The organism is Pseudomonas graminis (genome assembly GCF_900111735.1).
In the GTDB taxonomy this organism is placed as follows: Bacteria; Pseudomonadota; Gammaproteobacteria; order Pseudomonadales; family Pseudomonadaceae; genus Aquipseudomonas; species Aquipseudomonas graminis.
Window position 1 is genome coordinate 56,047 of record NZ_FOHW01000002.1, and the last position, 25,710, is coordinate 81,756.

At 60.0% G+C, this 25,710-nt stretch carries 22 protein-coding genes, 2 pseudogenes and 1 riboswitch; of the genes and pseudogenes, 15 read left to right on the forward strand and 9 right to left on the reverse strand.

Annotation, left to right across the window (positions count from 1 at the left end):
- Positions 1–148 precede the first annotated feature (148 nt).
- From BMY98_RS02075 to BMY98_RS02090, 4 genes are all read left to right on the forward strand, one after another.
- Positions 149–331 carry a CPXCG motif-containing cysteine-rich protein gene (locus BMY98_RS02075; RefSeq protein ID WP_074884032.1) on the forward strand — a complete coding sequence of 61 codons (183 nt, stop codon included), beginning with the start codon at positions 149–151 and terminating at the stop codon, positions 329–331.
- On the forward strand, positions 331–591 hold the full coding sequence (locus BMY98_RS02080) for a putative signal transducing protein (protein WP_074884034.1): 261 nt from the start codon (positions 331–333) through the stop codon (positions 589–591). The genes BMY98_RS02075 and BMY98_RS02080 overlap by 1 nt, the downstream gene beginning before the upstream one ends.
- A gap of 51 nt (positions 592–642) precedes the next feature.
- Positions 643–1,284, forward strand: a complete 642-nt coding sequence (locus tag BMY98_RS02085; protein WP_074884037.1) for an SOS response-associated peptidase — start codon at positions 643–645, stop codon at positions 1,282–1,284.
- A 154-nt stretch (positions 1,285–1,438) separates the two neighbouring features.
- The gene (locus BMY98_RS02090) at positions 1,439–2,257 is read left to right on the forward strand and encodes a M48 family metallopeptidase (RefSeq protein ID WP_074884040.1); all 819 of its coding nucleotides are present in this window, start codon (positions 1,439–1,441) and stop codon (positions 2,255–2,257) included.
- Positions 2,258–2,430: 173 nt separating this feature from the next.
- On the opposite strand, the gene BMY98_RS02095 is transcribed toward BMY98_RS02090, so the two are convergent.
- The 3 genes from BMY98_RS02095 to BMY98_RS02105 all read right to left on the reverse strand — a co-directional run bounded on the left by BMY98_RS02095 (position 2,431) and on the right by BMY98_RS02105 (position 5,325).
- Entirely contained in the window at positions 2,431–3,015 is a 585-nt protein-coding gene (locus tag BMY98_RS02095; RefSeq protein ID WP_074884042.1) for a TMEM165/GDT1 family protein, read from the reverse strand.
- Positions 3,016–3,104: 89 nt separating this feature from the next.
- Positions 3,105–3,225, reverse strand: a riboswitch (yybP-ykoY riboswitch).
- A 40-nt stretch (positions 3,226–3,265) separates the two neighbouring features.
- On the reverse strand, positions 3,266–4,264 hold the full coding sequence (locus tag BMY98_RS02100; RefSeq protein ID WP_074884045.1) for a methyltransferase: 999 nt from the start codon (positions 4,262–4,264) through the stop codon (positions 3,266–3,268).
- A gap of 95 nt (positions 4,265–4,359) precedes the next feature.
- Positions 4,360–5,325 carry a 2-hydroxyacid dehydrogenase gene (locus BMY98_RS02105; protein WP_074884047.1) on the reverse strand — a complete coding sequence of 322 codons (966 nt, stop codon included), beginning with the start codon at positions 5,323–5,325 and terminating at the stop codon, positions 4,360–4,362.
- Positions 5,326–5,413: 88 nt separating this feature from the next.
- Between BMY98_RS02105 and BMY98_RS02110 the strand changes: the two genes are divergently transcribed.
- The 5 genes from BMY98_RS02110 (at position 5,414) to BMY98_RS02130 (ending at position 15,158) form a co-directional block, all read left to right on the forward strand.
- Positions 5,414–6,043, forward strand: a complete 630-nt coding sequence (locus BMY98_RS02110; RefSeq protein WP_074884051.1) for a LysE family translocator — start codon at positions 5,414–5,416, stop codon at positions 6,041–6,043.
- A 638-nt stretch (positions 6,044–6,681) separates the two neighbouring features.
- On the forward strand, positions 6,682–8,358 hold the full coding sequence (locus BMY98_RS02115; protein ID WP_074884053.1) for a fatty acid--CoA ligase: 1,677 nt from the start codon (positions 6,682–6,684) through the stop codon (positions 8,356–8,358).
- A gap of 362 nt (positions 8,359–8,720) precedes the next feature.
- Entirely contained in the window at positions 8,721–10,643 is a 1,923-nt protein-coding gene (locus BMY98_RS02120; protein WP_074884056.1) for a DUF1302 domain-containing protein, read from the forward strand.
- Between the two features lie 14 nt (positions 10,644–10,657).
- Positions 10,658–12,022 carry a DUF1329 domain-containing protein gene (locus tag BMY98_RS02125; RefSeq protein WP_074884738.1) on the forward strand — a complete coding sequence of 455 codons (1,365 nt, stop codon included), beginning with the start codon at positions 10,658–10,660 and terminating at the stop codon, positions 12,020–12,022.
- 364 nt (positions 12,023–12,386) lie between these two features.
- Positions 12,387–15,158 carry a winged helix-turn-helix domain-containing protein gene (locus tag BMY98_RS02130; protein ID WP_074884058.1) on the forward strand — a complete coding sequence of 924 codons (2,772 nt, stop codon included), beginning with the start codon at positions 12,387–12,389 and terminating at the stop codon, positions 15,156–15,158.
- A gap of 6 nt (positions 15,159–15,164) precedes the next feature.
- Here BMY98_RS02130 and BMY98_RS27535 read toward each other — a convergent pair.
- Positions 15,165–15,257 (reverse strand): annotated as a pseudogene (locus BMY98_RS27535) (hypothetical protein); the annotation flags it as partial.
- A gap of 270 nt (positions 15,258–15,527) precedes the next feature.
- Between BMY98_RS27535 and BMY98_RS02135 the strand changes: the two are divergent.
- On the forward strand, positions 15,528–16,229 hold the full coding sequence (locus BMY98_RS02135; protein ID WP_074884061.1) for a YiaD family glycine zipper/OmpA-like lipoprotein: 702 nt from the start codon (positions 15,528–15,530) through the stop codon (positions 16,227–16,229).
- A 184-nt stretch (positions 16,230–16,413) separates the two neighbouring features.
- Here the strand turns inward: BMY98_RS02135 and BMY98_RS02140 are convergent, their stop codons facing one another.
- From BMY98_RS02140 to BMY98_RS02150, 3 genes and pseudogenes are all read right to left on the reverse strand, one after another.
- The gene (locus tag BMY98_RS02140) at positions 16,414–17,319 is read right to left on the reverse strand and encodes an acyltransferase (RefSeq protein WP_074884063.1); all 906 of its coding nucleotides are present in this window, start codon (positions 17,317–17,319) and stop codon (positions 16,414–16,416) included.
- Positions 17,320–17,398: 79 nt separating this feature from the next.
- The gene (gene pta / locus BMY98_RS02145) at positions 17,399–19,492 is read right to left on the reverse strand and encodes a phosphate acetyltransferase (RefSeq protein ID WP_074884066.1); all 2,094 of its coding nucleotides are present in this window, start codon (positions 19,490–19,492) and stop codon (positions 17,399–17,401) included.
- A gap of 94 nt (positions 19,493–19,586) precedes the next feature.
- Positions 19,587–19,948, reverse strand: a pseudogene (locus BMY98_RS02150) (DUF3565 domain-containing protein).
- On the opposite strand from BMY98_RS02150, the gene BMY98_RS02155 reads away from it, so the two are divergent.
- The 3 genes from BMY98_RS02155 to BMY98_RS02165 all read left to right on the forward strand — a co-directional run bounded on the left by BMY98_RS02155 (position 19,917) and on the right by BMY98_RS02165 (position 22,227).
- Positions 19,917–20,402, forward strand: coding sequence for an FKBP-type peptidyl-prolyl cis-trans isomerase (locus BMY98_RS02155; RefSeq protein WP_074884740.1), 486 nt, complete (start codon positions 19,917–19,919; stop codon positions 20,400–20,402). The pseudogene BMY98_RS02150 and the gene BMY98_RS02155 overlap by 32 nt on opposite strands.
- Positions 20,403–20,516: 114 nt before the next feature.
- The gene (locus BMY98_RS02160; RefSeq protein ID WP_074884069.1) at positions 20,517–20,999 is read left to right on the forward strand and encodes a glutathione peroxidase; all 483 of its coding nucleotides are present in this window, start codon (positions 20,517–20,519) and stop codon (positions 20,997–20,999) included.
- Positions 21,000–21,123: 124 nt separating this feature from the next.
- Positions 21,124–22,227 (forward strand): NADH:flavin oxidoreductase, encoded by a 1,104-nt coding sequence (locus BMY98_RS02165; protein ID WP_074884071.1) that lies wholly within the window; start codon positions 21,124–21,126, stop codon positions 22,225–22,227.
- Between the two features lie 196 nt (positions 22,228–22,423).
- On the opposite strand, the gene BMY98_RS02170 is transcribed toward BMY98_RS02165, so the two are convergent.
- Positions 22,424–23,590, reverse strand: coding sequence for a glycosyltransferase family 4 protein (locus tag BMY98_RS02170; protein ID WP_074884074.1), 1,167 nt, complete (start codon positions 23,588–23,590; stop codon positions 22,424–22,426).
- Between the two features lie 387 nt (positions 23,591–23,977).
- On the opposite strand from BMY98_RS02170, the gene BMY98_RS02175 reads away from it, so the two are divergent.
- Complete coding sequence (locus tag BMY98_RS02175; protein ID WP_083398704.1) at positions 23,978–24,325, forward strand: flagellar protein FlhE; 348 nt, start codon at positions 23,978–23,980, stop codon at positions 24,323–24,325.
- 46 nt (positions 24,326–24,371) lie between these two features.
- On the opposite strand, the gene BMY98_RS27540 is transcribed toward BMY98_RS02175, so the two are convergent.
- Positions 24,372–24,866, reverse strand: coding sequence for a hypothetical protein (locus BMY98_RS27540; protein WP_245760007.1), 495 nt, complete (start codon positions 24,864–24,866; stop codon positions 24,372–24,374).
- 202 nt (positions 24,867–25,068) lie between these two features.
- On the opposite strand from BMY98_RS27540, the gene BMY98_RS02185 reads away from it, so the two are divergent.
- Positions 25,069–25,674, forward strand: coding sequence for a hypothetical protein (locus tag BMY98_RS02185; protein WP_139214425.1), 606 nt, complete (start codon positions 25,069–25,071; stop codon positions 25,672–25,674).
- The last annotated feature ends 36 nt before the right edge of the window (positions 25,675–25,710 follow it).

Here is a 25,710-nt window from a genome sequence, read left to right on the forward strand (position 1 = left end):
ACCGCAGGCGTGATGCCTGGGCGGCGGCCGCGCAACAAGGCGGCTTCGCTAAAAGTGTCGACTCAGGCTGATGCCCGGATGCTGAGGAATAAAGCTCGACCCGCAAACAAGTGGGCGATTATACGCAAAACTGGGCCCGGAGACTGGTATGCAGGAAATACAGGATTATGACTGCCCTTATTGCGGCGAACGGGTGGAGGCGGTGCTGGATTTGTCCGGCGGCGATCAGACCTACATTGAGGATTGCCCCGTCTGCTGCCGGCCGATCAACTTCAGTCTGCAGACCGATGGGGAAACGTGGACGCTGGACGTCCGCAGCGAGAACGAGTGATGCGCAAGATTTATGAGCCTGAACACCTGATGGAAGGCGAGCTGTTGCAGGCCATGCTTGCCAGTGAAGGCATCGAGTCCCACATCACCGGTCGGCACCTGCTGGGTGCCGTTGGGGATCTGCCGGCGTTCGGGTTGCTGGGCCTGACGGTCGATGACGACCAGACCGAGCGGGCGCGGCAGTTGATCACCGAGTACAATGCCGCCTTTCCGCTGCCCGGCGACGAGCCGGACAGCTACCCCGATGTGTTGCTGTGCTGAATCCGGTTCGCGCGCGCCTCATTCGCTTTTCAAAAGAGTTGTGCTGAACCCATGTGTGGACGTTATGCGCTGTTTCGTTGGTCGCCTGCCTTTGCGGCCTTGCCCGGATTTCCGAGCGATCAGCAAGCGCAGTGGAATATTTCTCCTGCTGCGACTGTCCTGATGGTCCGGGCGGGGGGCGAGGTCGAGGAGGGTGCGGAGCGCGGACGCGAAGTGGCGCGGGCACGTTGGGGGCTGACGCCGCCCTGGCTGACCGACATGTCCCGCACGCCGGCCCATGCCCGCGCTGAAACCGTGGCCGAGCAGCCGATGTTCAAGCAGGCTTTTCGGGAGCGACGCTGTCTGCTGCCGGCCAACGGTTTTTATGAATGGCGTGGCAGCGTTCGCAAGCGGCCGTTCTGGCTGACGCCGGCCGAAGGGTCGACGCTGTATTTCGCGGCGATCTGGGAAGCCTATCCCGTAGAAGGCCACACCTACCTGAGCGTTGCGGTGGTCACGCAGTCGGCCATGACCCAGCGTCGACCGTTGATTCTCGACGATGAAGGGCAACGCGCCTGGCTTGATCCGGACTGCCCGCTGATCACGTTGCAATCATTGCTCGCCGCCCCGCAGACGCAACTGCGCGAACGGCCGCTGGCCAATCTGGTGAATGATCCGAAGCTCAACGCGCCGGAATGCCTGACGCCGCTGTAGCACTGTCTCTTGCGGTATAAACCGCGATCCCGTTATTTCTTCCCTGTTACACAGACGCGTTTTCCTGCGCCTTTTCGCCTGGCAGACGGCTGGCATCTGGTGCTCAGCCCGGGTATTGCCTAGGATGGCGCGATTGTTTCGAAGGAGATACGAAATGCGCGGGATTTTTGCTCTTTGTGGTGTGACGGCAGCTTTGTTGATGGCCGGGTGTCAGGCGGTCAATACCACCACCGGCGATTCGGTGGGTGTCGAGCGCAAGCAATACATGTTCAGCATGCTGTCGACTGACGAAGTCAACAAGATGTACGCCCAGTCGTATCAGCAGACGGTCAGCGAAGCGTCATCCAAAGGCGTGCTCGACAACAGCAGCGCCGAGGGCAAGCGTGTTCAGGCCATCGCCAAGCGACTGATTGCTCAGGCGCCGAAATTGCGGCCCGACGCGGCGCAGTGGCAGTGGGACGTGAACCTGATCAAAAGCGATGAGCTGAACGCCAACTGCGGTCCCGGCGGCAAGATCATTGTGTACAGCGGCCTTATCAATACGCTGAAGCTCAGCGATGATGAACTGGCAGCGGTCATGGGCCACGAAATCGCCCACGCTTTGCGTGAACACGGCCGTGAAGCCATGTCCAAGGCCTACGGTGTGCAGATGGCGAAGCAGGGCGCCGGTGCACTGTTGGGTTTGGGCCAGGACAGTCTGGCGTTGGCCGATACCGTGGTCGATTACAGCCTGACGCTGCCGAACAGCCGCGCCAATGAAAACGAAGCGGACTTGCTGGGCCTCGAGCTCGCGGCGCGCGCCGGTTACAACCCGAACGCCGCGATCACGCTGTGGCAGAAGATGGAAGCCCAAGGCGGCGCGTCGCAGCCTGAATTCATGAGCACCCACCCGGCCTCGTCCAACCGCATCGCCTCGTTGCAGGCGGCGATCCCGAAAGTGATGCCGTTGTATCAGCAGGCACCGAAGGGCTGATCATCGCCTGATCCCGATAGGTGAGCTGGCGCGCCGTTTTTCGGAGCGGGTTGGTGCATGAAACGCTGTAGGAGTGAGCTTGCTCGCGATCATCGAATAGTCGCCGCGTATCTGCGGAACGATTGAAGAGCATCGCGAGCAAGCTCACTCCTACAAAGGCATGGGGTTTGTGACTACACCCAGCCGCTGATCTGCATCGCCTTGTACACCGCAACGATCGCCAGAATGAAAAACGCACCCGCCGCCAGGCGACGAATCAACGTCAGTGGCAGTTTCTCCGCGGCGAAATTCCCCGCCAGCACCACCGGCACATTGGCCAGCAACATGCCCAGCGTCGTGCCCAGGATTACCAGCCACAAGCTTGGGTATTGCGCCGCCAGCATGACGGTCGCGATCTGCGTCTTGTCGCCGATTTCCGCGATGAAAAATGCGATCAGCGTGGTCAGGAAGGGGCCGAACTTGCGACTGGTACTGGCTTCATCATCGTCCAGCTTGTCCGGAACCAGCGTCCACAGCGCCGTGGCGGTAAAGCTGGCAGCCAGTATCCAGTGCAGGACGGCGTCCGAAAGGTAGCTGCTGAACCATGCGCCAACGGCGCCGGCTGCGGCGTGGTTGGCCAGCGTGGCGGCGACAATCCCGGCAATGATGGGCCAGGGCTTGCGGAAGCGGGCGGCGAGAACGAGCGCGAGGAGTTGGGTCTTGTCACCGATTTCAGCCAGTGCGACGACAGCGGTGGGGACCAACAGGGATTCCAGCATCAGGGTTTTCCTAAGGGGCGGGTCAACACGGCTATGACACGTACAACCTCCCCGCCCCGGGTCAGGATGTTCGTGTCATAGGTCTTGTCAAACCACCGATCCGTCTGAGCGGATCTGGGGTCGCACGCACCATGGTCTGAGGACCAAGTATGTTGATGCGTGCCGGACGAGCATGGCGCTCGTGGGAGACTACTCCCCTAGGACGGTGCGGATTCTGCCTACACGTCTCGTGTTCGGCAAGTGCTAATTATCACGCACGTTTCGCACGGTAAATCCGGAAACCCTGGCCCTCGGCCATGATCGCGCACGGCCCGAGATGCGACTCGATGATCGGCTGATAGCGCAGGAAACTGTTGGCAACCAAACGTAATTCGCCGCCTTTTCTCAGATGTTCACGTGCTTTTTTCAGCAGGTTCTCGGTCGCGGCGTAGTCGGTATGCACGCCGGTGTGGAACGGCGGATTGGTCAGAATCACGTCCAGATCGCTCGGCGCGGCGTCGATTCCGTTGCCCGTCAGCACGTCGGCTTCGAGGCCATTGGCAGCCAGGGTCATGCGGCTGCTGGCAGTGGCGAACGCGTCGACATCCAGCATCGTCACTGTCGTTTCGGGGTAACGGCGTTTCACCGCCGCACCGAGAACGCCCGCGCCACAGCCGAAGTCCAGCAGATGGCCGGTGGGAAGGCGGTCGATGTTTTCCAGCAGCAGCGCCGAACCACGGTCCAGACGGCCGTGACTGAACACGCCTGGCAGACTCACCACCTTCAACGCGCCGCCTTCGATTTCAATGTCGAAGCGTTTAGCCAGGCTGTCGAGTTCAACGGCTGGCGGAGGCGTCTCGACAGTGACTTGCCAGAGCTGGCAATGACGCGCGCTGTCGAGTTTGCGGGTTCGCCCGAAAGGGCTCAGCTGGCGGGCGGCGGCTTCGATGCCGCCGCGTTTTTCACCCACAAGAAACAGCTCACGTCCGGCCAGGCGGGAAGCGAGCGCGTTGATGAGGTAATCGGCGAGGTCGCGGGCCTTGGGCAAAAACAGCACCGCCGCTTCAAAGTGTTCGGTGGGTGCTTCGGTGCCGAAGTGCACACGCTCGGGAAACCGCGAACCGAGGGTGTCGAAGTCGCCAGCGTGCCAGCTCCAGCCGCGTGCATTGGGCAGCGTGCTCATCAAGTCGTCGGCGGGGAGGCCGGCCAGCAACAAGGAGCCCTGAAACAAATCGGCCTGCCGGAGTAACACTTCACTGCGCGGGTCCATCATCGGCTCCTCAAAAAAAGGGCGAAGTTTAACAGGCCTGTCACGCTGCGCACGTGCCCTGTGCAACGGCGTGCGGGGCTGCAAGGCGCTGCGTGTCAGCTCACGACCCGAACGGGTTCGCCTGCATAAAACGCCAATGCGTTTTCGTTGATCTGTCCGACGATGCGCTGCCGCGCTTCCTGGCTACCCCATGCGCTGTGGGGCGTGATGATCAAGCGTGGAATATCGCCGGACAGCAGCGGGTTGCCATTCACCGGAGGCTCGACCGTCAGCACGTCGGTGGCCGCGCCGCCGAGATGGCCGTTGCGCAGTGCATCGGCCAGTGCCTGCTCGTTGATCAAGCCGCCCCGCGCAGTGTTGACGATGAAGGCTTTGGGCTTTAGCAAGCTCAACTCATGGGCGCCGATCATGTCCCGAGTGTGCTCGTTGAGCGGGCAGTGCAGGGTGATGGCGTCGACCTGTGGCAGCAGCTCATTCAGCGGCACGCGATCAGGACGGGCAGGACGACCGGGAATCTGACCCGACAGCACGCGCATGCCGAAGGCTTCCGCCAGCTTCGCGACGGCGCCGCCCAGTTCGCCATGGCCCAGTAGCCCCAGTGTCTTGCCTTCCAACTCGACGATGGGGAAATCCAGCAAGCAGAACTGCTTCGATTTTTGCCACTGGCCCTGTTGAATCGCTTTTTGATAATCAGGCAACCGGGTGGACATCGCCAGCAGCAACATCATTGCGTGCTGGGCCACGGAGGGCGTGCCATAGCCCTGACAATTGCTCACCACCACACCGTGTTTACGCGCGGCATCGAGGTCGACATTGTTGACGCCGGTTGCGGTCACCAGCACCAGTTTCAGATTCGGGCAGGCGGCGAACGTGTCGGCATCGATCATGATCTTGTTGGAAATGGCCACGTCGGCGTCCTTCAGGCGCTCGGCCACCTGATCGGCCGGGGTGCTCGCGTGCAGCACCAGTTCGCTGAAGGTTTCACGCCACGGCGCGAGGTCGAGATCCCCCAGATCCAGAGAGGTGTGATCCAGGAAAACTGCTCGGCGTTGACTGGGCATCAGCTGTACCTTTTGCTCGGTGGGTGGGAAGGGTAATGTGACGAGCCTACCAGAGCCTGCCGCTCGCCATAACGCCTGGAGAACTTCAATGTACTTGACGGAATTTTTAACCGTTGCGCTGATTCATCTGCTGGCCGTCGCCAGTCCTGGGCCGGACTTCGCGGTCGTGGTGCGCGAGAGCGTGACCCACGGGCGCAAGGCCGGCACCTACACTGCAATGGGCGTGGGCACCGCGATTTTTCTGCACGTCGGCTATTCGCTGCTGGGGATCGGCTTGATCGTTTCGCAGTCCATCGTCCTGTTCAATGCCTTGAAATGGGCCGCGGCGGCTTACCTCATTTACATCGGCATCAAAGCGCTGCGCGCCAAACCTGCGAGTGCATCGGATGCGCCCGTGGACATCCCCAAAGGCGAGCGCACCGCGCGCGGCGCCTTCACTGCGGGGTTCGTCACCAACGGGCTGAACCCGAAAGCGACGCTGTTTTTCCTGTCGCTGTTCACCGTCGTGATCAATCCCCACACGCCGATGCTGGTTCAAGCCGGGTATGGGGTTTATCTGGCATTCGCGACCGGCGCATGGTTTTGCCTGGTGGCACGCCTGTTCAGCCAGCCCCGGATTCGCGCGGGCTTTGCGCGGATGGGTCACTGGTTTGATCGGGCGATGGGTGGGGTATTGGTTGCGCTGGGTTTGAAGCTGGCGTTGACGGAGATGCATTGATTGCGCGGTATAGAAGGCAAATCGAGGTGGGCGGCGGCGTGATCAGAAGAATTGGGGGCGTCCGAGGGTTCTCCCCGGCCCACCAACCGCGTATCGCCGTGCACACATTTCCCGCCAGACGACGCCCAATGTAGGAGCGCGCTTGCCCGCGATCGGCTGCGCAGCAGTCGTAAATCAGACGCCTTGGTAACGTCTGACCCACCGCATGCACCGGTTTGCTACCGCTGCGCGCCAGATCGCGAGCAAGCTCACTCCTACAGTTTGCGGAGGGTCTGAAGACTTCGCCCCAGACCACGAACCGCGTATCGCCGTGCGCAGATTCCGCGCCAGACGACGATCAATGTAGGAGCGCGCTTGCCCGCGATCGGCTGCGCAGCAGTCGTAAACCAGACGCCTTGGTAATGTCTGACCCACCGCATGCACTGGTTTGCTGCCGCTTCGCGCCAGATCGCGGGCAAGCGCGCTCCTACAGTTTCGATCCGCGTCGTTCCCGCGCCTCTGATATTCGCCTTGGCAGACGGCGCCGGGCTGCACCGTTTCCGACAGACAATTCATCCCTTCGGCTGATCCGATCGACGATCCAAGGCCCTACAGTGCATATTTTCAAGCCCGCACCTGCACCGTGAAAAGGGATTCCTATGCTGCACACCCGCGTGATTCCGCCCGCCGAAGGGGCGTACCAGTACCCTCTGTTGATCAAGCGACTGCTGCTGTCCGGCGTGCGCTACGAAAAAACCCGCGAAATCGTTTACCGGGACCACTCGCGCTATTCGTATCAAATGCTCAACGAGCGCATCTGCCGGCTGGCCGGTGCGCTGACGGCGGCGGGGGTGAAGGCGGGTGACACCGTCGCGGTGATGGACTGGGACAGCCATCGTTACCTGGAATGCATGTTCGCCATTCCGATGATTGGCGCGGTGATCCACACGATAAACGTCCGGCTTTCGCCCGAGCAGATCCTGTTCACCATGAACCACGCCGAAGACAAACTCGTGCTGGTCAACAGTGAGTTCGTGCCCCTCTACAACGCCATCGCCGGGCAACTGACGACGGTCGAAAAAACACTGTTACTCACCGACACCGATGGCGCTACTGCCGACCTGCCCAACCTGGTCGGTGAGTACGAAGCGTTGTTGGCCGCCGCGAGTCCGCACTATCAGTTCGAGGATTTCGACGAGAACTCGGTGGCGACCACGTTCTACACCACCGGCACCACGGGTAACCCCAAAGGTGTGTATTTCACTCACCGGCAACTGGTCCTGCACACCCTGGCCGTCGCGACGATCATGGGCAGCGTCGAAGGCATTCTCGGCGGCGACAAGGTTTACATGCCGATCACGCCGATGTTCCACGTTCATGCGTGGGGCGTGCCGTATGCCGCGACCATGCTGGGCGCCAAGCAGGTGTATCCCGGCCGCTACGACCCCGAGCTGCTTGTGGCGCTCTGGCAAAAAGAGAAGGTCACGTTTTCCCACTGCGTCCCCACCATCATGCAAATGGTCCTCAACGCCAAAGCCGCCCAGAACATGGATTTCACCGGCTGGCACATCATCATCGGCGGCAGCTCGCTGAATCGTTCGCTGTACGAAGCGGCCAAGGCCAAGGGCATTCAGCTGTCTGCGGCCTACGGCATGTCCGAGACCGGGCCGTTGGTGTCCGTTGCGCACCTGAACGACGACCTGATGGCGGCCAGTGAAGACGAACGCATCACGTACCGCATCAAGGCGGGCGCACCGGGTGTGCTGGTCGAGGCGGCGATTGTCGATGGCGAGGGCAATTTCCTGCCTTCCGACGGCGAGACCCAGGGCGAACTGGTGCTGCGTGCGCCGTGGCTGAGTGAAGGGTATTACCGCGAACCGGAGAAGGGTGCCGAACTGTGGGCTGGCGGCTGGCTGCACACCGGCGACGTGGCGACGCTGGACAGTATGGGCGGGATCGACATACGCGACCGCATCAAGGACGTCATCAAGACCGGCGGCGAGTGGGTGTCTTCGCTGCAGCTGGAGGATCTCTGCAGCCGCCATGCCGGTGTGCGGGAAGTCGCCGTAGTGGGCATCGCTGACCCGCAGTGGGGCGAGCGCCCGTTTGCGCTGTTGGTCGCCCGCGAGGGTCACGTCCTGGATGCCAGGATCCTGAAGGAACACCTCAAGCCGTTTGTGGAACAGGGGCACATTAACAAGTGGGCGATTCCGAGCCAGATCGCCCTTGTTACCGAAATTCCCAAGACCAGTGTCGGCAAGCTCGACAAGAAGCAGATCCGCCAGAACATCCTTGAATGGCAGGGCAGCAACAGCGCTTTCCTCTCCACCCTCTGACGCTTTTCTTCGCGGCCATTTTCATCGGTCATTACGTTGAAAATGTGCCGCGGAGGCTCTACTCCGGCGTCTTCCTTGCCAATTCTTCTTTTTCAGCCATGCTCCCCCTGCGATGTGATTTGCCACTCTGGAGTCGGCGTGCCAGAGGTGTCGGCGCTTTAAATCACACTTTAGAGGGATCAAGCAGCAGCACCTGCTGGCTATAGTCGGCAGTAGGTTGATACCGGAGAAAAGCGCATTGATCGTTTCGCAGTTGATTGGCTGCCCGATCAGCGTTGACACCAGGCACTGCGGCCCGTCCGCCTGAGTCGTTTCCGGAAGCACCCACTGCCATAAAAATAAAAGCACATGGAGTAGCGTCGATGACATCAGCTAACCAGTTCTGGCGCCGGGCTAAATTGCCCTTGGCCGTCAGCCTCGCTTCCACGCTCGCCGGCCCTGCATTCGGCGTCAGTTTCAATATCGGAGAAATCGAAGGTAACTTCGACTCGTCGCTCTCTGTGGGGGCAAGCTGGTCCACCCAGAATGCCAACAAGAACCTGATCGGCTCCAACAACGGCGGTCACGGTCTTTCGCAAACCTCCGACGACGGTCACCTGAACTTCAAAAGCGGCGAAACGTTTTCGAAGATCTTCAAGGGCATCCACGATCTTGAACTGAAATACGGCGACACCGGTGTGTTCCTGCGGGGCAAGTACTGGTACGACTTCGAGCTCAAGGACGAAGGCCGCGACTTCAAGGACATCAGCGATTCCGGCCGCAAGGAAGGCGCCAAATCCTCAGGTTTCGAGCTGCTCGACGCATTCGTCTATCACAACTATTCCATTGCCGATGAACCGGGGTCGGTGCGTCTGGGCAAGCAAGTCGTCAGCTGGGGTGAAAGTACCTTCATCCAGGGCGGCATCAACAGCATCAACCCGGTCGACGTGTCCGCGTTCCGTCGCCCTGGCTCGGAAATCAAGGAAGGCCTGATTCCGGTCAACATGTTCTACCTCTCGCAAAGCCTGACCGAAAACCTGTCGGCAGAAGGCTTTTACCAGCTGGAATGGGACCAGACCGTCGTCGATAACTGCGGCACCTTCTTCTCGCAACCGGACGTCATCGCGGACGGCTGCAACAGCAACCTCGCCGTGCTGCGCACCCGCAACAGTCTCAATGGCGCGCTGCCAGCCGCGTTGCGTGGCCCTGTTCAAAGAACGCTGGCCGCCCGTGGCGTGAGCTTCGGCAATCCTGACGAGGGCGCCGTGGTTGCCCGCGGGCCCGATCGCGATGCACGGGACAGTGGCCAGTATGGGCTGGCCATGCACTACAACTTCGAGCCGCTGGACACCGAGTTCGGTGCCTATTACATGAACTACCACAGCCGCCTGCCGATCTTCAGCGGCAAGGGCGGGCCGGCAAGCGCGTACAGCGCAGCGGGTCTGGTGGGCGGTCTGGCGGCCAATGGCGTTCCTCGGGGCGTTGCGGCGGCCCTTGCGCCAACCCTGTTGCCTGTCGTGGTCGCCGGCAATTCCAGCTACTACGTGGAATACCCGGAAGACATTCACCTGTTCGGCCTGAGCTTCTCCACCACCTTGCCCACCGGCACGGCATGGAGCGGTGAACTCAGCTATCGCCCGAACGCACCCGTGCAGTTGAACACCACTGACATTCTGTATTCCGGCCTGTCGCCGCTGAACTCGAACGTGTCGCTGCTCCAAGGCGCGCCCGGCCAGGACCAGAAAGGTTATCGCCGCAAGGAAATCAGCCAGGCGCAGACCACCTTCACGCACTTCTTTGATCAGGTGATGGGCGCCGAACGTTTGACCGTGGTGGGTGAGGTGGGCTGGACCCACGTCGGCGGTCTGGAAAGCACCTCGAAACTGCGTTATGGCCGCGACCCGAGCTATGGCCCCGGCCCGCTGCCGGGTGGTCAATGCCAGACCCTCAACGCCAGCACCCTGGCCGGTGCGGCGCAGAACAACCTCAGCCGCTACTGCGAAAACGACGGCTTTACCACCACCGATTCGTGGGGTTACCGCGCTCGTGCCATCTGGGATTACAACAACGTCTTCGCCGGCGTGAACCTGCGCCCGAGCGTGGCCTGGTCCCACGACGTTGACGGCTACTCGCCGGGCCCTGGCGGCAACTTCGAGGAAGGTCGCAAGGCTGTGAGTCTGGGGCTCGACGCCGAGTACCAGAACACCTACACCGCCAACCTTTCCTACACCAACTTCTTCGACGGCAAGTACACCACCGTGGACGACCGCGACTTCGTAGCGCTCAGCTTCGGCATGAACTTCTAAGGACAATAATGAAAATGAAAATCACGAAGGGTCTGTTGCAGGTTGGCGTGTTAGGTCTGTCGTTATTGGCGACCAGCGTGATGGCGGCGGTGTCCGATGCCGAAGCCGCCAAGCTGGGCACTACGCTGACGCCGATGGGCGCGGAAAAAGCCGGCAACGCGGCCAACACCATCCCGGCCTGGAGCCCGATGCCGACCAATGCCGGCGCCGTGGACGATAAAGGTTTCCTGGCCAACCCGTACGCCAACGAAAAGGCGCAGTTCACCATCACTGCGCAGAACGTGGATCAGTACAAGGACAAGCTTGCCCCGGGCCAGTACGCGATGTTCAAGCGTTACCCGGACACCTACAAGATGCCGGTCTACCCGTCCCACCGTGGCGCGACGGTGCCCGCTGACGTGTTCGCCGCCATCAAGAACAACGCCACCAAGACCAAGCTGGTGGGCGGCGGTAACGGCCTGGAGAATTTCGAGACCGCGGTGCCGTTCCCGATTCCGAAAGACGGCCTGGAGGTGATCTGGAACCACATCACCCGTTATCGTGGCGGCAGCGTCTCGCGTCTGGTCACCCAGGCCACGCCGCAGACCAACGGCTCGTTCAACCCGGTGTACTTCCACGATGAGTTTGTCTTCCGCGACAAGATGAAGGATTTTGATCCGAAGAATCCCGGCAACATCCTGTTCTACTTCAAGCAGGAAGTGACGGCGCCGGCGCGTCTGGCAGGCTCGGTACTGCTGGTCCACGAAACCCTCGATCAGGTCAAAGAGCCGCGTGCGGCGTGGGTCTACAACGCCGGACAGCGTCGCGTCCGCCGCGCGCCGCAAGTGTCCTATGACGGGCCGGGCACCGCCGCCGACGGGCTGCGCACCTCCGACAACCTTGACATGTTCAACGGCGCACCCGACCGCTACGACTGGAAGCTGATCGGCAAACAAGAGATGTACATCGCGTCCGACAGCTACAAGCTCGACGATCCGAAATTGAAATACGCCGACATCATCAAGGCCGGCCACATCAATCAGGACCTGGCGCGGTATGAGCTGCGTCGTGTCTGGCACGTGACCGCTACGCTGAAAGAAGGCCAGCGCCACATCTACGCCAAACGTGATTTCTTCATCGATGAAGACACCTGGCAGGCAGCGGTCATCGATCACTACGACGGCCGTGGTCAACTGTGGCGCGTGGCGGAAGCCCATGCCGAAAACTACTACGACAAGCAGGTACCGTGGTACGCCCTTGAAGCCTTGTACGACCTGCAATCAGGCCGCTACCTGGCGCTGGGCATGAAGAACGAAGAGAAGAGGGCTTACGACTTCGGCTTCACCGCCACTGCCAGCGACTTCTCGCCCAACGCGCTGCGCCAGGAAGGCGTGCGCTAACGGCTGACCGGATAAGCGGAGAGCGTGCAATGTTGATCACAGCTACAGCGCACTGATGTACTCCGCTGTTTCACCCTATGGCTGAACCCCATAGAGCAGCAAGAAAACACCCCGAGTGGTCGGGGTGTTTTTTTTCGTCTGGATTCAACGCTGCCGCCGCGCTTCAGGCTCGACCGCACCCCCGATTAAACGTCGGCGGACGGGCAAACATGTACCTTCCCAGACATATAAACCGACATTCGCCCTGTTGATGGGATACGTTTTCTTACAGTCTTTCGTCTAACAATGTTCAAAAGGTTCCACATAGCCGCTAGTCTCCCGACATCTGAACGCCGAACAACAAGCACTCCAACAAGAGCCGGCCATGACTGATCTGTCGCGTTTGCAAGGATTCGCAAATCACGCAGTCACTGCGTTGGAAGGTCGTTTCTTCCGTCCGCCCCTGCCTGAAGGTTATGTATCGAGACCTCGATTGTGCGAGCGCCTGAGTGCGGGTCTGTCTGGCCGCCTCTTGTTGATCAGCGCGCCGGCCGGTTTCGGCAAAAGCTCGCTGGCGGTGGAGTTCTGCGAGAGCCTGCCCGATCAGTGGCAGAACCTCTGGCTGGGTCTCAGCCACAGGGACAGCGACCCGGGCCGGTTTCTCGAACGTCTTCTCTGCGGTCTCCAGCAATTCTTTCCTCAACTCGGCACCCAGGCGCTCGGCCTTCTGAAGATGCGTCAGCGTCACCAGCCGTTTGCCTTCGAAGAGTGGCTGGACGGCTTGCTGGACGAGTTGGCGATGCACCTGATGTTGAGCAAACCGCTGTTGCTGGTGCTCGACGACTATCACCTGGTGCAGGGACCCGTACTGGATCGCTGCCTGCAATTTCTTCTCAATCATCTGCCTGCGGGCATGAACATCATGGTTACCAGCCGGCAGAGACCCAACTGGCACCTCGCGCGGCTGCGGCTGTCCCGTCAATTGCTGGAATTGTCCGAGCAGGATTTGCGTCTGACTGACGACGAGTCGCTGGCGGTGCTGGATCAACAGCGCAACGGCTTGAGCGATGAAGCACTGCACGCCTTGCTGCAACGCAGTGAGGGTTGGGTGGCCGGGCTGCGATTCTGGCTGCTGGCGGCCAACGAAGCTGGGAGTAACGCGCTGACCCAGGGGCTCAACGGCGGGGAAGGGCTGATCCGTGATTACCTCCTCGAAGAGGTCATCGATTGCCTGCCGGCTGACGTTCAGGCCTTTCTCTATGAGACCGCCTGTCTGGAGCGCTTCAGCGGCGCCCTGTGCAATGCCGCACGTGACAGCCATGACAGCGACGAAATGCTTGGGTACCTGCAAGCGCATCAGGTGTTTCTGGTCCCCCTGGACGAGCATGGTCGCTGGTTCCGCTATCACCATTTGTTCTCGGATCTGCTGCGCGCGCGTGCCGGACCCAGTGTCACGCCGGAACAAAGGCGCGTGCACCTGAACGCCTGCCGATGGTTCAGCGATCAGGGAATGCTCGACGAAGCCATCGAACAGGCGTTGCGTGCGGGGCATCTTGATGTAGCCGCCAACCTGGTGCAGAACCTGTCCGAAGAGCAACTGCTCGCCGAGCAAAACGTCGGCATGCTGCTGCGCTGGAAAATGGACTTGCCCGACAGCCTGCTGGTCAGCACGCCGCGGTTGATCGTGCTGTACGCCTGGGCCCTGGGCCTGGCGTGTCAATTGGACGCAGCCGCGGAGCTGGGCAATCACCTCAGTCGATTTCTGCCAGCCCCTTCCGCGACCGCGCAAAATTCGATGCTGGCGCAATGGCTTGCGCTCAGCGGGATCATCGCTCGGGGCCGCGGCGACAGTGAAACCGCCCGGCGTTATTGCAGCGAAGCGTTGGTCAGTCTGCCGCCCAAGCGGTATGGCCAGCGTTTGTTGTGCCTTTCGACGCTGGCGAACCTGGCCATTGCCGATGGCGATTTATGGCGCGCCCGGGCGCTGAACCGTGATGCCCTTGAGTTGGCACAGCGGGTGGCCAATCCGTTGTTTGAGGCGCTGGCGCACTACGACCGCGCGCGCACGTTGCAGGCCCGTGGCGAAACGCTTCGCTCGATGGAGGAAGTGCGCCAAGGCTTGCGGCGTCTGAATGGCTTGTCTTCGCAAAAGCTGTACGCGGTGCGCGCGCGGCTGACGTTGTACGAAGGGTATTTGCTGGTGCAGTTCCTTCAACCGCAGGCAGGGCGCGAGCGTTTGAATGCCGGGCTGGCCGAGGCGCGCGCTTGCCGTGACATCAGCGTGCTTATCGGCCACTGCGTGATTGCCGGGATGGAGGGGCGTGAAGGGCGCTACGCCGAAGCCTTCGCCGAGCTGGCCGAGGCCGAGCGACTGATGCACATCTGGGACGTGCCGCCGGTGTATTACCTGGCAATGATCACCCTCGCCAAATGCGAGCTGTGGCTGGCCCAGGGCCGTATCGACCTGGCCGACGCCTGGTTGCTGCGACTGGGGCAGACTTATGGCGGCCAGCAACCCGCTGCCGCCCCCGAATGCTCGCCGCAACTGCCTCAGCAGATCGAAACCCTGCGGGCGGTTCTTGACCACATTCAGGGTCGCACCGAAGAGGCGATGGCGCGGCTGCACGGTCTGGTGGAGTATGCCCAGCGGATCGGTGCAGGGCTGCTCGGTCTCAATGCAGCGAGTCAGCACATCCTGTTGTTGCTCGACACATCACGTGGCCCTGAGGCCGATGAGCTGTTCCAACAGAGCCTTCTGCTCGCCACGGGGGGTGCGGTTCTGCCGTTCCAGCGCCTGATCCGTGGCCATCCCGACTGGTTGCGCGAGCAACTGCACAAACGCCCCTCATGCCGGCTTGTCGATTATCTGCTCCAGCAACTTCCTGAAGCGGCGCCCGCCCAGGGGCTGCCTTGCCTGCGCATGACCAGCGAGCCGTCCAGCTGCAACGCCGGCAACGGCGGCGACCACCTCAGCGCCCGCGAACTCGGCGTGCTGCAGCTGATCGCGCAAGGTTGCTCCAATCAAGAGATCAGCGAGCGCCTGTTCATTTCCCTGCACACCGTCAAAACCCACGCCAGCCACATCAACGGCAAACTCGGCGTCGAGCGTCGGACCCAAGCCGTTGCTCGGGCGCAAGAGCTGGGATTACTGAGCTGATTGATCGGCATGTGCGGCGTCCCAGCCCTTCTTGTAGGGCCGGTCTAAAGTCACCGCGTCATACACGTCGCAGATAGCGCACATTTTCGCGAGCAGACTGCCCGGTTATCCAGTCAATATCTATTTAATTCATAGGGTTGTATGCGTTGACAACGCGTTGTTTGACGGATTTCTCGAAGGATAAATACGCTGAGCAGCATGTTCAAAAAACACATAAATATTTGTTTTTTTATTTAAGAGACCTGCCTTTGGCCGTACAAAGGCGGTTCAGCCCCCGTTAAGGAATTTTTGACGGGGAGCATGCTCTAATCGCACAAATCGTCGGCCTTTATGTGTGGCCGTAGAAAAGCAAAACAGGAGCTCTCCTTGATGTTGACCTTTCGCCGTTTGATCATCGCTGCCACCGCACTGACAGTGCTTTCCGGCTGCGCGACGCAGAATCCATACGACAATCAGGGGCAGGCGCAGAACTCCGGCGGCATGAGCAAGACCGCCAAGTACGGCGGCCTGGGTGCCTTGGCCGGCGCCGTTGCCGGTGCTGCCATCGACCACAACAACCGTGGCAAAGGTGCGCTGATTGGCGCTGCGGTGGCAGGTGCGGCATCGGCCGGTTACGGTTACTACGCCGACAAGCAGGAAGCTGCACTGCGCGCCAGCATGGCCAACACCGGCGTACAGGTCCAACGTGAAGGCGACAACATCAAACTGGTGATGCCGGGCAACATCACGTTCGCCACTGACTCGTCGGCCATCGCCAGCAGCTTCTACTCGCCATTGAATAACCTGGCCGGTTCGCTGAAGCAGTACAACCAGAACATGATTGAAATCGTTGGCTACACCGACAGCACTGGCAGCCGTCAGCACAACATGGACCTGTCGCAGCAGCGCGCGCAGAGCGTTGCGACCTACCTGACCTCCCAGGGCGTTGATGCGTCTCACCTCTCGGTGCGCGGTGCAGGTCCTGATTCGCCGATCGCCAGCAACGCCGACGTCAACGGCCGCGCCCAGAACCGTCGCGTTGAGGTCAACCTCAAGCCGATTCCTGGCCAGCAGTACCAACAACAGCAGTAACCCCGTGACGTGAAACCAAAAACCCCGGCCAGTGAGCCGGGGTTTTTATTTGCCGAGCAGATTTCTCCCATCCCTTGTAGGAGTGAGCTTGCTCGCGGTAGCGGAGTGTCTGGCAACTGATAAGCGTCTGACAGAGTGCCATCGCGAGCAAGCTCACTCCTACAGCAGCGTATCAATGCAGCCTTCAGGATCTGGCGGGGTAGCGCTCATGCATCTGCGCGAGCAGCGCGTCCTTGTCTTCCCACAGCCGGTTGATCCACTGCTGAAACTCCAGGCGGTAGGCATCGTCCTGATCGTAGCTTTTGCCAATGAACTGCGGCGGGATCTGCACTTCTTCAAAATGCGCGACCACTTCGCGAACGTTCCCGCACAGCAAATCCCAATACCCTGGCCGACCGGCCGGGTAATGAATGGTCACGTTGACGATGGATTCCAACTGCTCGCCCATGGCGTCCAGCACGAAGGCGATGCCGCCTGCCTTGGGTTTCAACAGATAGCGGAACGGCGAGTTCTGCTGTGCGTGCTTGGCTTCGGTGAAGCGCGTGCCTTCGACGAAGTTGAAAATGCCTACCGGGTTGTTACGAAACTTCGCACAGGTGCGGCGGGTAGTGGCCAAGTCCTTGCCTTTCTTTTCCGGGTGCTTGGCCAGATACGCCTTGCTGTAGCGCTTCATGAACGGAAAGCCCAGCGCCCACCAGGCGAGGCCAATCACCGGCACCCAGATCAGCTCCTGCTTGAGGAAGAACTTGAGCGGGCGGATGCGCCGGTTCAGCACGTACTGCAGCACCATGATGTCGACCCAGCTCTGGTGGTTGCTCGTCACCAGGTACGAATGCTGATAGTCCAGTCTTTCCAGCCCGCTCAGGTGCCAGCGGGTGTGACCGAGCAAGTCCATCCAGGCGTTGTTGTTGCTGATCCACGCCTCGTGGATGTGGCTCATCAGCCAGTCGGTCACCTTTTGCGCGGCCGGGAAAGGCAGGCACAGCTTGAAGATAGCGACGACGAACAGCGGCGTGCAGCAGAGAATCGTGTTGAGCGCCAACAGCAACGAGGCGATGACGCCGCGCAAAGGGGCGGGCAGGAAATCCATGTGAATCGAACTCCGGGTCAGTCAGCCGCCGGTGGGTTCCGGCGGGGTTATTGTGGGCAAGCGATATTGCAGCGCAATGTTATTGCGGCAGCGTGGCTGCCTGAATGGCCGTCAGTGCAATGGTATAGACGATGTCGTCGACCTGAGCCCCGCGGGGTAGATCGTTAACCGGCTTGCGCAGGCCTTGCAGCATCGGGCCGAGGCTTACGCAGTCCGCACTGCGTTGTACCGCCTTGTAGGTCGTGTTGCCGGTATTCAAGTCCGGAAACACGAACACATTGGCGCGACCCGCCACCGGGCTGTCCGGCGCCAGTTGCCGGGCGACGTGCTCGTTGGCGGCGGCATCGTATTGCAAAGGCCCGTCGATCAACAGACCACGCTGGGTCTCGCGCGCCAGTTGCGTGGCTTCGCGCACCTTTTCCACTTCTTCGCCGCTGGCCGAATTGCCGCTGGAATAGCTGATCATCGCTACCCGCGGTGACAAGCCAAACGCCACGGCCGAATCCGCGCTCTGCACGGCGATCTCCGCCAGCTCGGTGGCGGTCGGGTGCGGGTTCATGATGCAGTCGCCGTACACCAGCACCTGCTCCGGAAACAGCATGAAAAACACCGATGAAACGAGGGTGCAACCTGGCGCCGTCTTGATCAACTGCAAGGCAGGCCGAATGGTGTTGGCCGTCGAATGAATGACGCCCGATACCAGCCCGTCCACTTCGTCGAGGGCCAGCATCATGGTGCCGATCACCACAGGGTCCTCCAGTTGCTGCTCGGCCATTGGCGCATTGAGGTTTTTGCTGCGGCGCAGATCAACCATCGGCGCGACGTAGCGCTCGCGGATCTGGTCCGGGTCGAGAATCTCCAGGCCCGGCGGCAGCTCGATGCCGTGGGCTCGCGCCACGGCATTCACTTCTTCGGGCTTGGCCAACAGCACGCAGCGGGCAATGCCGCGGGCCTGACAGATGGCGGCCGCTTGCACGGTCAAAGGCTCGGCGCCTTCGGGCAACACGATGCGTTTGTTTGCCGCCTGGGCGCGCTGGATCAGTTGATAACGAAACACGGCTGGCGACAGGCGCATCTCGCGAGGCGTGCCGCAGCGCTGATGCAGCCAGTTGGCGTCCAGATGGCTGGCGACGAAATCAGTAATGATCTCCGCGCGTTCGCGGTCATCAATGGGGATTTCCTTGTTCAGCTGATTGAGCTGCGTCGCGGTCTCGTAAGAACCGGTGCTCACCGACAGCACCGGCAACCCGGCCTGCAGCGCGCCTCGGCACAGGTCCATGATGCGCGGGTCGGGCAGGGTGTCGCTGGTCAGCAACAGGCCGGCCAACGGCACGCCGTTCAGCGTCGCCAGGCTCACGGCCAGAATAATGTCGTCACGATCCCCCGGGGTGACCACCAGCACGCCCGGCTTGAGCAGCTGCAGCGTGTTGAGCACCGTGCGGGCGCAGATGATGATCTTCGACATCCGCCGCTGCTCGTAATCGCCAGCGTTGATCACTTGCGCACCGAGCAGATCGGCGACGTCGCGGGTGCGCGGAGCGTTCAGGTCGGCCTGAAACGGAATGCAGCCGAGCAGGCGGAAATCACCGCTGCGCAAGAGTGGCGAGTGTTCCTTGAGCCGCGCCGAAAAGGCTTCCATGCTCTCGTCTGTGCGGACTTTGTTGAGGATCACACCGAGCACTTTCGGGTCCTTCGGGCCGCCGAACATCTGCGCCTGCAGCTCGACACGGCCGGAAAGCTCGGTCAGCACTTCGTTTTCCGGGGCCGATACGAGAATGACTTCCGCATCCAGCGCTTTGGCCATGTGCAGGTTGACCCGCGCGGCGTAGCTGGCGCTGCGGGTCGGGACCATGCCTTCCACGATCAGCACGTCGCGGCCAATCGAGGCCTCTTGGTACAACTTGATGATTTCTTCCAGCAGCTCGTCGAGCTGGCCTTCACCGAGCATGCGTTCGACGTGGGCCAAGCCCAACGGCTTGGGCGGCTTGAGGCCGTGGGTGCGCGCGATCAGTTCAGTCGAGCGTTCAGGGCCCACGTCCCCGGGATGGGGCTGAGCGATCGGCTTGAAAAAACCGACCTTGAGCCCGGCGCGCTCCAGGGTGCGCACCAGCCCCAGGCTGATGGACGTCAGGCCCACACCAAAATCTGTGGGCGCGATAAAGAAAGTCTGCATGCGGGCTTCTCGAAAATGAGCAGTGCAAGGGTCATGGCGCTATGAGTTCAGCCATCGAACCGGATAAACCAGGACGCTGTTCAGTCGCAGCGTCTCAACGGGGCCCAAGGTTATCGTTATCTGACCCCGACGCGCACCAGCCGCAGTGAAAGGACTGGCCGATTGTTGCCTCGCGCTGCGCCGGATCAACCACCCAGGCCCGGGATTGCCAGGGCGGGTCGTGGCGCAAATGCTGGGTGTGGCCGCAGGACAGCTCAACCACCCAATGACCGTCACGGCCCTGTACAAAGCCGGTAATGATTGAGTGGGGGGAGGGGGCTTTCGGGGATTCCAATCGGGGCCGTCCGTCTGAGTTGCGTTCGCTTTCGCGCGAGTGCTTGGTTAGACTTGGCCGCTCATATCTATTTGCAAAAGGTCTCGCCCCATGCCGATCGCCGCCAACAAGGCTGTCTCCATCGACTATACCCTGACCAATGACGCTGGTGAGGTCATCGACAGTTCTGCCGGCGGCGCGCCGCTGGTTTACCTGCAAGGCGCAGGTAATATCATCCCGGGTCTGGAAAAGGCACTGGATGGCAAGGAAGTCGGTGACGAACTGAAAGTGGCCATCGAGCCTGAAGATGCGTACGGCGAATACTCCGCCGAACTGGTCAGCACCCTCAATCGCAGCATGTTCGAAGGCGTCGACGAGCTGGAAGTCGGTATGCAGTTCCACGCTTCTGCGCCGGACGGCCAGATGCAGATCGTGACCATCCGCGATCTGGACGGCGACGACGTTACTGTCGACGGTAACCACCCACTGGCCGGTCAACGCTTGAACTTCGATGTGAAGATCGTTGCCATCCGTGATGCCAGCGAAGAAGAAATGGCCCACGGTCACGTGCACGGCGAAGGTGGTCATCACCACTGATTGTCCTGCTAAGCTGAGTGAGCTGGCCAGGCGTCCTCGCGGTCTTGTGAAAACGTTTGTTTTTGCGGTCTGACAGGGCGCCTTTTTCGGCCAAGGGTTTTTAGGGGAGTTGTCATGAGTGTATTTCACGAGCTGAAGTTGAAGGCTCTGGATGGCCAGGAGCTACCCCTCGCGCCGCTCAAGGGCAAAGTGGTTCTGGTGGTCAATGTCGCGTCGAAATGTGGCCTGACGCCGCAATATGCCGGGCTCGAAACCCTGTACCAGAAGTACAAGGATCAAGGCTTCAGCGTTCTCGGGTTACCGTGCAATCAGTTCGCCGGTCAGGAACCTGGTACCCAGGAAGAGATCCAGACGTTTTGCTCACTGAACTACGGCGTGACCTTTCCGTTGGGCGACAAGCTTGAAGTCAACGGACCGCACCGGCATCGGCTGTATCAGATGCTCGCTGGCGAAGGCGCCGAGTTTCCCGGTGACATCACCTGGAATTTCGAGAAGTTTCTCGTCGGCAAGGATGGCCGCGTTCTCGCACGCTTCTCCCCAAGCACGCTCCCGGATGACGCCAAAGTGGTCAGTGCGATCGAGAAGGCGCTGCCCTAGTCCCTCGATTCACTGTGGTTCTTCTTAGCCTTAATCACTCCAGTCAATAGTGCTTCGTCTCCCTCGCGCTTCGGCTCATTCTGTATGACCTTCATCATATTTCCAGAATGCCGAGGACGCCTGCATGCCTGCTCAAGCCTTGTTTAAACCCTTCCATATGGGCAGCCTCGAGTTGCCGACGCGCATCGTCATGGCACCGATGACCCGCTCGTTTTCACCCGGAGGCATACCGAATGCCAAAGTGATCGAGTATTACCGTCGTCGCGCGTCTGCGGGCGTTGGCTTGATCATTACCGAAGGCACCACGGTTGGGCACAAGGCCTCGAATGGCTACCCGAACGTGCCGCAGTTCTTCGGCGAAGCGGCGCTGGAAGGGTGGCGCAAAGTGGTGGAAGCGGTTCACGAAGAAGGCGGCAAGATCGTGCCGCAGCTTTGGCACGTTGGCGCTGTGCGGCGGCTGGGCACGGAGCCCGACGGTACGGTGCCTGCCTATGGCCCGACCGAGAAGCTCAAGGACGGTAACGTTGTCGTTCATGGCATGAGCAAGCAAGACATCGACGAGGTCGTCGCGGCGTTCGCCCAGGCGGCGAAAGACGCCAAGGCCATCGGCATGGACGGCGTCGAGATCCATGGCGCCCATGGTTATCTGGTCGATCAGTTCTTCTGGGAAGGCACCAATCAGCGTACCGACGAATACGGCGGTGACCTCGCGCACCGCTCACGCTTCGCCATCGAGTTGATTCAGGCCGTGCGAGCCGCCGTGGGCCCGGATTATCCGATTATCTTTCGTTACTCGCAGTGGAAGCAGCAGGATTACAGCGCACGGCTGGTGCAAACGGTGGAAGAACTCGACGCCTTCCTCAAGCCGCTGTCCGACGCCGGGGTGGACATTTTCCACTGCTCGACGCGGCGTTTCTGGGAGCCTGAGTTCGAAGGCTCCGACCTGAACCTGGCCGGATGGACGCGCAAGCTCACCGGTAAACCGACCATCACGGTGGGCAGTGTCGGACTGGACGGCGAGTTTTTGCAGTTCATGGTCAACACCGACAAAGTCGCCCAGCCCGCGAGCCTTGAAAACTTGCTCAAGCGTCTGGGTGACGAGGAGTTCGATCTGGTCGCGGTAGGCCGCGCGTTGCTGGTCGACCCGGACTGGGCGATGAAAGTGAAGGAAGGCCGCGAGCACGACATTTTGCCGTTCAGCCGCGAAGCCCTGGGCCGGTTGGAGTGATGATCCGGTCGCTTAGCCGGCGCGGTCTTCATGAGTAAAAGATTCCACAGGCGTCGCACCTTTTGTAGGAGTGAGCTTGCTCGCGAAGAGGCAGGTACATCCGCCGCCTATTCAGCGGTTTAAATACTGTCTTCGTGAGCACGCTCATTCCCACCCATATGGCGTTTGGAGACAGTGTGAGGCTCTTCTGTGACCACTACACGCCCAGAACAACCCCTTCCCGCGTCTCGCTCGCAGCGCGCAGGTAAGTCTCGAATGAGTCGATAATTCCGGCCCATCCCTGACGACTCGCGTGCTGGCGGGCATTCAGCCTGACCCGGCGCAACGTTTCTTCATCCTCAAGCATCCAGCGTGCGGCATCGATGAATCCTTCCGCATCCCCCGGCATCGCCACCGCCCCATTGTGGCCGTGGCGAATATGCTGAGCCGCCGCCGCTTCGTCATAGGCGACCACCCCAAGACCTGACGCCAGCGCTTCCAGCACGACGTTGCCGAAGGTTTCAGTCAGACTCGGAAACAGAAACAGATCACTCGACGCATAGTGCGCCGCCAGCGCATCCCCGCGCTGGGTGCCGCAGAAGATGGCGTCCGGGAGCTGACGCTGCAGAGTGGGCCGGACCGGTCCATCGCCGACGATCACCAGCCGCAGGTTTTTCTCGGGATAGGTGCTGACCAGTCCGTCAAAGGTGGTCTTCAGCAGCCCCAGGTTTTTCTCCGCCGCCAGCCGTCCGACATGCAGGATAGCCGTATCGCCCGGTTCAAGCCCCCAGCTTTCACGCAGCGCACTCGAACGCTTGGACGGGTGAAACAACTGGCAGTCGACCCCACGGGACAGCAACTCCAATCGCTCGAAGCCTCGGCGTTCGAGTTCGGTTTTCTGCGTGAAACTGGGCACGAGCGTGGCGTTAGAGCGGTTATGAAACCAGCGCAGGTAAGTCGTCAGCAGGCGAGTGACGAAGCTCAGCCCGTACTGCCGGGTGTATTGCTGAAAGTTGGTATGAAACCCGCTGACGATGGCGATCCCCAGCCGCCTCGCAGCACGCAATGCCGAGAGACCGAGCGGGCCTTCCGTCGCGATATACAGCACGTCAGGACGGTTGCGCTGCCAGCGGCGCAGCAGTTTGTGCATCGACGACTGCCCCCACTGCAATCCGGGATACCCTGGAATCGGCCAGCCACGGCACAGCATCAAATCTTCCCCGGCCGCGCGCATTTCATCGTCGCTCTGCCGCGGCCGAATCACCTCAACCCGATGCCCCCGCAGGCGCAGACCGTCGCATAAACGGCTGAGCGTATTGGCCACGCCGTTTATTTCCGGGGCATACGTTTCGGTGATCAGGGTAATACGCAGGGATTTACTCATGACGTCAGTTTCTGAGCGGGTCGTTGCGCTTGTGTGGCGGTTGAGTGATGGATTTGTGACTGCTAGAAACGCCGAGAGGGACTAGGTAGAAGTTAGGGAAGTAATAATAAGCGATATGCGTACGCATGAATTATTGGTCTGATAGGGCAGTAGGATGTTTCCTAGTTGCTCTTTATTACAGGTTTTGCTGTTGACTACGCCTCCGTCCTGAATAACGTCAGGGGATCGAGCTCCTCAAATCTATTGATGAGTTGTTAATCGATAAGCGTTTATCGGAACTGACGCTGGGTTCGATATCCGTCCCTTTATTTCAGGAAGTATTTATATGAAAACTTTAAATGGTTGAACGGTGGTGCTGTTGCTGCAAGCTTTGCATTTTCGGCAACTATGTTGTCAGCTCCGGCTCTGGCTGGAAGCTCCAACTCTTCAGTAAAACTACCAACGCTGCATTCTAAAAATTATGTATATACTGCTCATCTGCCAACAGCTTCTGGGTTGCGCACTGGGCAGTCAATCAAAAGTATTAGCTGGAACTGGAATGTGCACGGATGGCCGCGAGGGCTTCAGGTTCAGCTTTGTCAAGGCCCTACCAGGTGCATTGACGTTTCCCGCCAACGTATAGGCTCAACAAATAAGTTTAAGCATTTCCAGCCTTTCTACTACGAGTTTATGTTGTCCGACCCTGGCCGTGTACCAGTGGCCGGTCTCTTGGGAAAGCTTACTGTAGATTGGTAAGGTAACAGCTTATACCCGCACTCACCGTAGGTGAGCGCGGGTCGTTTTATAGTCCAAGCATGTCTTGGAATTCTTTTGGCATTGAGTCGTGAAACTCAAAAATTTTTTCCAGAATCTGATCAGCAGATGTGCCTTTTTTTATTTCTTGTCGGTACAAGTTTGCACACTGACGTTGCATCTCTTGGCTGATTTTAGCGAAGTAAGCTTCTGTCTTCGGCGTTACCAGTTCTCCGGTTCCGGAATAACGGATATTGGGCCTGTCCGATACGTCTAGCAAAGCGTGAGCTAAATAGTTAAAAGCATACCCATGGGCTATTTTTTTGCCCTCTTCAGGATTAGCCTTCGCTACTTCCAACGATCGTTCGCGCCCCTGCGCGCGTTCTTCGAGTCTAGCTGGCTCGCTAATAGCAGGGGATCTGGGTGCTGCCTCTCGCAGGACCCCCGCGAACGTGCTCGCGGGCGGATTGCTTGGCTTGTTCGAAACTGAATTGCCGGTGTCTACTGAGGTATGCGCGAACACAGAAACAGGGTTTATACGCATGGATGCTCCTTGAGTGGTGGTGCGCCAACCAGAGTAGGTAGGCGTTCGGTTCCTCGCCCGGAGTGGGCATTTCCATGGTTAAACACGAAGGCTGTGGGACGTTATGAATAGTGTTGTAGGAACGGTCCTGATTTTCCCGAGGTTGATTAAATCAGTGTTTCCGCCTTTAGCATGCGTCGCCTCAACTTCTGGGGGAAACGCTGTGTCCGAACAATTCAATACACCACCTGCTGCCGATTTGACGGCTTTGCCTACGAGCGGCCCACCGTTTTATACGGTATCGCTGGTCAAGTTGACGGTGATGATGTTTATCACTTGCGGGTTGTACGGGCTCTACTGGTATTACAAAAACTGGTCGCGATACAAAGCGTATTCGGCGAAGCCGATCTGGCCGGCTGTGCGCACGCTTTTCTGTTTTTTCTACATCCCGTCACTGTTCAGCAAGGTAGATGCCGCGCTTAAAGAGAAGGGTCGAGGCGGTATCCCTTACTGGGGCGTCTACGTAGCAGGGATCTACCTTCTTACGTTTACCCCTTCGATTGTCACTGGGTACGCATCGGGCATGGGCAGCAGTCCGTCCACAGCGCTAGGGCTTATCCCGACCATGGCGGTCTACGCCACTACCGGGCTGGGCCAGTTCTTAATCATGCTTAGGGTTCAGTCGTTCATCAATCGGCTGGACGGCAAGTCCGGAGAAAGTTGCAGGATCCGCTTCACGTTTTGGGATGTGGTCTGGGCGGTGACAGGCATCTGTTATTGGACACTGTTAGTGCAGATCTATGCCTGGCTGAGCTCAGCAAACATGTAATACAAAAAAGGCCTCGATCGAGGCCTTTTCTACAAA